Origin of the sequence: Pseudacidovorax sp. 1753 (assembly GCF_040544975.1) — a bacterium.
Lineage (GTDB): Bacteria > Pseudomonadota > Gammaproteobacteria > Burkholderiales > Burkholderiaceae_C > Xenophilus.
Genome location: NZ_JBEPKY010000001.1, coordinates 488,966 through 495,223, shown reverse-complemented (window position 1 = coordinate 495,223; position 6,258 = coordinate 488,966). Strand labels below are relative to the sequence as shown.

The 6,258-nt window shown below is 68.5% G+C and carries 6 protein-coding genes; 2 read left to right on the top strand and 4 right to left on the bottom strand.

Annotated elements, in window-relative coordinates; translation table 11 throughout:
- Positions 1-300: 300 nt before the first annotated feature.
- A complete protein-coding gene (locus tag ABIC63_RS02300; RefSeq protein ID WP_354318523.1) occupies positions 301-912 on the top strand; it encodes a LysE family translocator in 612 nt (203 codons plus the stop codon).
- 147 nt (positions 913-1,059) lie between these two features.
- On the opposite strand, the gene ABIC63_RS02295 is transcribed toward ABIC63_RS02300, so the two are convergent.
- From ABIC63_RS02295 to ABIC63_RS02280, 4 genes are read right to left on the bottom strand one after another with little or no spacing between them, the layout of a single operon-like run.
- Positions 1,060-2,298 carry a M20 family metallopeptidase gene (locus ABIC63_RS02295; protein ID WP_354318522.1) on the bottom strand — a complete coding sequence of 413 codons (1,239 nt, stop codon included), beginning with the start codon at positions 2,296-2,298 and terminating at the stop codon, positions 1,060-1,062.
- Entirely contained in the window at positions 2,295-4,094 is a 1,800-nt protein-coding gene (gene uraD, locus ABIC63_RS02290) for a 2-oxo-4-hydroxy-4-carboxy-5-ureidoimidazoline decarboxylase (protein WP_354318521.1), read from the bottom strand. Before uraD ends, ABIC63_RS02295 begins: the two co-directional genes overlap by 4 nt.
- A 12-nt stretch (positions 4,095-4,106) precedes the next feature.
- Positions 4,107-5,066 (bottom strand): allantoinase PuuE, encoded by a 960-nt coding sequence (gene puuE / locus ABIC63_RS02285; RefSeq protein ID WP_354318520.1) that lies wholly within the window; start codon positions 5,064-5,066, stop codon positions 4,107-4,109.
- Between the two features lie 7 nt (positions 5,067-5,073).
- Positions 5,074-5,739, bottom strand: a complete 666-nt coding sequence (locus tag ABIC63_RS02280; RefSeq protein WP_234196637.1) for a GntR family transcriptional regulator — start codon at positions 5,737-5,739, stop codon at positions 5,074-5,076.
- Between the two features lie 128 nt (positions 5,740-5,867).
- Between ABIC63_RS02280 and uraH the strand changes: the two genes are divergently transcribed.
- On the top strand, positions 5,868-6,218 hold the full coding sequence (gene uraH, locus ABIC63_RS02275) for a hydroxyisourate hydrolase (RefSeq protein WP_294378014.1): 351 nt from the start codon (positions 5,868-5,870) through the stop codon (positions 6,216-6,218).
- Positions 6,219-6,258 lie beyond the last annotated feature (40 nt).

Here is a 6,258-nt window from a genome sequence, read left to right as displayed (position 1 = left end):
GAAGACGTGGAAGAGCTTCTACCAGGCGCAGCGCAGCAAAGGGCTGAGCACGACTGCGGCTCTGGTGGTGCTGGCCCGAAAGCTCATGCGCGTGGCCTTCTCGCTGTTCAAGCAACACGCGATGTTCGATGCCCGCCTGGCGGCCACTGTCGCTTGACGAGAACCATAGAACCTCAGCGCGAACGGCCAGGGTGCATCAGGCCTTGCGTCGAAGCCGGGCGCGAACGCCGTGCTGCCCCAGGCAGGCCGTCAGCTCGCATGGCTATGCTCGCCCACATCCACCTTCTGCTGCCTCTTCCTATGGCCCTGCACGTCTGGCTCGTCTACACCCTCGCGGCCCTCGGCCTGTCGCTTTCGCCCGGTCCCAACAGCCTGCTGGCGCTGACACACGGCGCGCTGCATGGCCGGCGCCGCACGCTCTACACGCTGTTCGGCGGCAGCCTGGGCTTCCTGCTGGTCATCGCGCTGTCGATGTTCGGCATCGGCGCGCTGCTGAAGGCCTCGCTGGTGTGGCTCACGGTGCTCAGGTGGGTGGGCGGTGCCTACCTGGTGTGGCTGGGCGTACAGGTGTGGCGCGCGCCGCCCATCCAGGTGGCGCGGCCGGCAGGCGCGTCGCAGGCGCGGGGTGCCACGCTGTTCCGCCAGGGCTTCCTGGCGGCGGCGACCAATCCCAAGGGGATTCTGTTCTTCGCCGCCTTCCTGCCGCAGTTCGTGGACCCGGCCCGCAACGTGGCCGTGCAGTTCGCGGTGATGGCGTGCACCTTCCTGCTGATCGAGTTCCTGACCGAACTGGTGCTGGCCAGCCTGGCCCAGCGCATCACCGCCTGGCTGGCGCGTGTGGGCCGCGGCTTCAACCGGGCCTGCGGCGCGCTGTTTGCGGCCATCGGCATCCTGTTGCCGCTGCGCGGCTGATCGCGTTGTGCCGCGCCAGGGGCGGCGCTTCGACCCTTCGACGGGCTCAGGACGGGCCAGGCTCAGCGCGAACGGTCAGTGGCCCCGCCCGCCGATCCATCCCAACCGTTCGGGCTGAGCCTGTCGAAGCCCAGCCCCCAACCCGTGTCAGGCCAGCAGGTCGGCCAGCGTGCGCGCGATCACCTTGGTGGCGCGGCGCAGGTCTTCCAGCTCCAGGCGCTCGTCGGCGCGCTTGGCGTGCGACTCCAGCACCGTGCGCGGGCCGGCGCCGTAGATCACGCCGGGAATGCCCGCCTCGCCGTACAGCCGCACGTCGGTGTAGAGCGGCGTGCCCATGGCCGGAATCGGCTGGCCGAAGAGCTGCTGGCCATGCTTCTGGATGGCCTCGACCAGCGGCTGGTTGCCCGCCAGCGGCTTCATCGAATTGGCCAGCAGCAGGCGCTTGACTTCGACCTCGATGCCGCCGGCCGCCGTCTTGAACTCGGCCGCCGCCTTGGCGATCACGTCGCGGATGGCGGCCTCCACCTCGGCCGGGTTCTCCTCCGGAATCATCCGGCGGTCCAGCTTGAACACCACCTTGCCGGGCACGACGTTGGTGTTGGTGCCGCCTTCGATGCGGCCCACGTTGAGGTACGGATGGCTGATGCCTTCCACCTTCGACGTGACCTGCTGGTAGAGGGTGTTCTGCGCATACAGCGCATTGAGGATGTGCACCGCGCCCTGCAGCGCATCCACGCCGGTGGTGGGAATGGCGGCATGGGCCATCTTGCCGTGCACCGTCACTTCCATCTGCAGGCAGCCGTTGTGGGCCGTAACCACCTCGTAGCTGAAGCCGGCGGCGATCATCAGGTCGGGCTTCGTGAGGCCGTTCTTGAGCAGCCAGCCGGGGCCCAGGATGCCGCCGAACTCCTCGTCGTAGGTGAAGTGCAGCTCGACCCCGCCCTTCGCCGGCTTCGCGACCGCCTCCAGCGCACGCACGGCGAAGGTAAAGCTGGCGAAGTCGCTCTTGCTCACGGCCGCAGCGCGGGCGTAGAGCTTGCCGTCCACGATCTCGCCGCCGTACGGGTCGTGCGTCCAGCCTTCGCCGGGTGGCACCACATCGCCGTGCGCATTGAGCGCCACGGTGCGGCCGCCGTCGCCATAGCGGCGGCGCACGATCAGGTTGGTGATCGACTCCAGGCCGTAGTCCTTGACCTCCTGCGCGGGCACGGCGTGCTTCTCGGCGTCGAAGCCGAAGCCGGCGATCAGCTCGGCGGTGCGCTCGGCATGCGGTGCGTTGTTGCCCGGCGGGGTGTCGGTGGGCACGCGCACCATTTCTTGAAGGAACTTGACCTCCTCGTCGAAATGGGCGTCGATCCAGGCGTCGAGCTGGGCGTAGTCGGTCATCGTTGTTCTTTCGCGAGGTTGTCCAGCAGCTTCTGCGTGGCGAGCACGGCCAGTTGCATGTCGTCGCTGGTGGTGGATTCGAGCGGGTTGTGGCTGATGCCGCCGTTGAGGCCCCGCACGAAAAGCATGGCCTGCGGCATGACCTCGTGCAGCTTCATGGCGTCATGGCCGGCGCCGCTGGGCATGCGGAAGAGCGGCACGCCGAGCGATTCGACGGCGGTCTCCCAGCGGGCCTGCCAGTCCGGATGGCTGGGCGCGGCGGCGGCGCGCATGGCCTCTTCGAGCGTGTAGCGCAGGCCGCGGCGGGTGCAGATCTCCTCCAGCGCGGCCAGCACGTCGGCGATGACGGCATTGCGCTGGTCGTCGCGTGGCGCGCGGATGTCCAGGCTGAACTTGGCCAGGCCCGGCACCACGTTGATCGAGCCGCCAGGCACGTTCAGCATGCCCACGGTGGCGACCGAGTCGGCGTCCTGGCGGGCGCGCTTCTCGGCCGCGAGGATCAGCTCGGCCACGGCACAGGCCGCATCGCGGCGGCGGTCCATCGGCGTGGTGCCAGCATGGCTGGCCATGCCGTGGATCTCGCCCACGTAGCGCACGCCACCGTTGATGGAGGTGACGATGCCCAGCGGCAGGTTCAGCTCGTTGAGCACCGGGCCCTGCTCGATGTGCACCTCGATGAAGCCCAGGTACTTGGCCGGGTCGCGCTGGATCTTCGGGATGTCCTCGATCTTCAGGCCGGCCTGCTGCATGGCCTCGCGCATGGTGATGCCGTCGGCATCGGCCTGGTCCAGCCAGGCCGGGTTGAAGTGGCCGGTGAGCGCACCCGAGCCGATGAAGGTGGCCTTGTAGCGCTGGCCTTCCTCTTCGGCGAAGCCCACCACCTCGAAGGCGAAGGGCAGCCGGCGCCCCTGGCGGGCCAGTTCCTTGACGCAGGCCATGGGCACGAAGATGCCCAGCCGGCCGTCGTACTTGCCGCCGTTGCGCACCGTGTCGTAGTGCGAGCCGGTCAGCAGCGTGGGTGCACCAGGCACGGCACCGCCGCTGGTGACGAAGCCCTCGGCCTCGTAGCGGCCGATGACGTTGCCCACCGCATCGATCTCGACCGAGTCGAAGCCCACCTCGTGCATCCAGGTGCTGATCTGCAGCGCGCAGGCGCGGTGCGCCTGGGTGAGATAAGTGACGGTGAGCTGGCCCTGTTCGGCAAAGCCGGGGTCGCTGTGCACGGCCAGTTGTTCCTGCCAGTCCCAGACCTGGTTGCCCAGCTCGGGCGAGACGCCGAACTTGTCGTTGAGCCGGATCTCGGCGATGCGGTGGATGTTGCGCAGCGCCTCGGCCCGCTCGTAGTCCGGATGGTTGTTCAGCCGCCGCGCGAAGGTGGCCAGGATCTCGGCCTTGGGCAGGCCGGTGCCGCGCGGGCCGCGCACGGCCAGGATGAAGGGGAAGCCGAACTTCTGGCCGTAGGCCGCATTGAGCTCGCGGATGCGCGCCAGCTCCTCGGGCGTGCAGGCCGTCAGGCCCGCCTTGCTCTGCTCGTTGGTCGATTCGGCGGTGAGGGCGTTGCTCTCCATCGCCTTGCCGGCCAGCTCCGGGTGCATGCGGATGAGGGCGAGCTGCTGCTCGGCCGGCGCGCGCGTCACGACCTGGGCCATGGCGGCCTTGAGGTGCTGCAGCGAGCGGAAGGGCCGCTCGGCCAGCGCGCCTTCGGCCACCCAGGGCGAATGCTCGTAGGTGCCTTCCAGCAGTGCGACGGCGTCGGTGGCGGAGGCGGCGTTGAGTTGCTCGATGGTCAGGGCCATGGTCGTGTCTCCTCAGGTCGCGTCGGTGAAGGGATGCGTCTGGCGCCAGTGGCGCGCGATGTCCACGCGGCGGCATACCCACACCTTGTCGTGGCGGCCGATGTGGTCCAGGAAGCGCTGCAGCGCCGTGATGCGGCCCGGGCGGCCCAGCAGGCGGCAGTGCATGCCGATGCTCAGCATCTTGGGCCGGTCCAGGCCGGCCGGGTCGCCTTCGGCATAGAGCGCGTCGAAGCTGTCCTTCATGTACTGGAAGAAGGGGTCGGCATGCGAATAGCCCTGCGGCAGCGCGAAGCGCATGTCGTTGCAGTCCAGCGTGTAGGGCACGATGAGCTGCGGCACCACGCTGCCGTCGGTCTTCTGCACCTTCATCCAGAAGGGCAGGTCGTCGCCGTAGTAGTCGCTGTCGTACTCGAAGCCGCCGTCGTCGGCCACCAGGCGGTGGGTGCGCGGGCTGTCGCGGCCGGTGTACCAGCCGACCGGGCGCTCGCCGGTGAGCTTCTCGATCGCTTCCAGCCCCAAGCGCATGTGCTCGCGCTCCAGCGACTCGTCGGCGCTCTGGTAGTGGATCCAGCGCCAGCCGTGGCAGGCGATCTCGTGGCCCAGCTCCTTGAAGGCAACGGCCAGCTCGGGGTAGCGCTGCAGTGCCATGCCCACACCGAAGACGGTGAGCGGCAGGCCGCGCTGCTCGAACTCGCGCAGGATGCGCCATACGCCGGCACGCGAGCCGTATTCGTAGATGCCGTCCATGCTCATGTGCCGGTCGGGATAGCTCGCCGGGTTGAACATCTCGGACAGGAACTGCTCCGAGCCCGGGTCGCCGTGCAGCACGTTGTTCTCGCCGCCCTCCTCGTAGTTGAGGACGAACTGCACCGCGATGCGGGCACCGCCCGGCCAGCGGGCATGCGGCACGTCGCGGCCGTAGCCGACGAGGTCGCGCGGATAGGGAAGGGTGGCGTCGTAGACGGTGGGCATGGGGGTCTCAGGAAAGCGCCAGCGTGATGTCGCTGGTGGGAACCTTGCGGTCCAGGGTGAGGTTGTCCTCGACGTGCTGCAGGTGCTCGGTCATCAGCCGCGCAGCCTTGTCGCCATCGCGCGCCGCCAGGGCGCGGACGATGTCGGCATGCTCGTCGTTGGAATGCGCGGCCTCGGCGGCGCTCTGGTACATGAGCGTGATCAGGGCGCAGCGCGAGATCAGATCGCTCAGGATCTGCGCCAACACCTGATTGCCCATCAGCTCCGCCATGCGCACATGGAAGTCGCCGAGCAGCTCGGTTCGACCTTCCACGTCCTCCCCGGCCACGGCGGCCTTTTCTTGTGCAACGTGTTCCTTCAGGGCCTTGATCTGCGCCGTCGTGGCCTGGCGGGCGAACTCGCGCGCCATCTCGGCCTCCAGCATGCGGCGCACGCCGAACACCTGGCGGGCCTCGTCCGCCGAGGGCGCGGCCACGAAGGCACCGCGTGCCGGCTCCAGGCGGATCAGCCCGTTCTGCGAGAGCTGGAACAAAGCTTGCCTCACCAGCGTGCGCGAGACGCCGAAGTGGTCGGCCAGCTTCTGTTCGGCCAGCTTGCTGCCCGGCTGCAGCCGGTGTTCGACGATGGCCCGGGTCAGGGCATCGACGATCGCGCGTGTCGTGGTCGGCTCCATGATGGCGGGCATGATAGCTTCACGACACAAATGTGTATACACTTTTGTGGACGGATCGCCCGGTCCTGCCCCGGTCCCACCCCGGTGCGTTTTGCCGTCCATTTCAACGACTCGCAAGGAGATGCCCCATGGGCCTGAGCACCCACGTACTGGACACGATGCACGGCTGCCCCGCCGCCGGCATGGAAGTGGCGCTCTACACGACGGACGGTGAGGCGGCCACGCTGGTGCGGCGCTTCGCCCTCAACCACGACGGCCGCAGCGATGGGCCGCTGTATGACAACAGCAGCCTCAAGGCCGGCACCTATCGCCTGGTGTTCGATGTGGCGGGGTATTTCAAGGCGCGCGGTGTCGAGCTGCCGCAGCCCAACTTCCTCAACCGTGTGGCGCTGGATTTCGGCGTGGCCCACACCGACCAGCACTACCACGTGCCGCTGCTGGTGAGCCCGTGGAGCTACTCCACGTACCGGGGGTCCTGAATGCGTCGCCCGCCTCTGCATCGGTTCGGCAGCGGCGGGC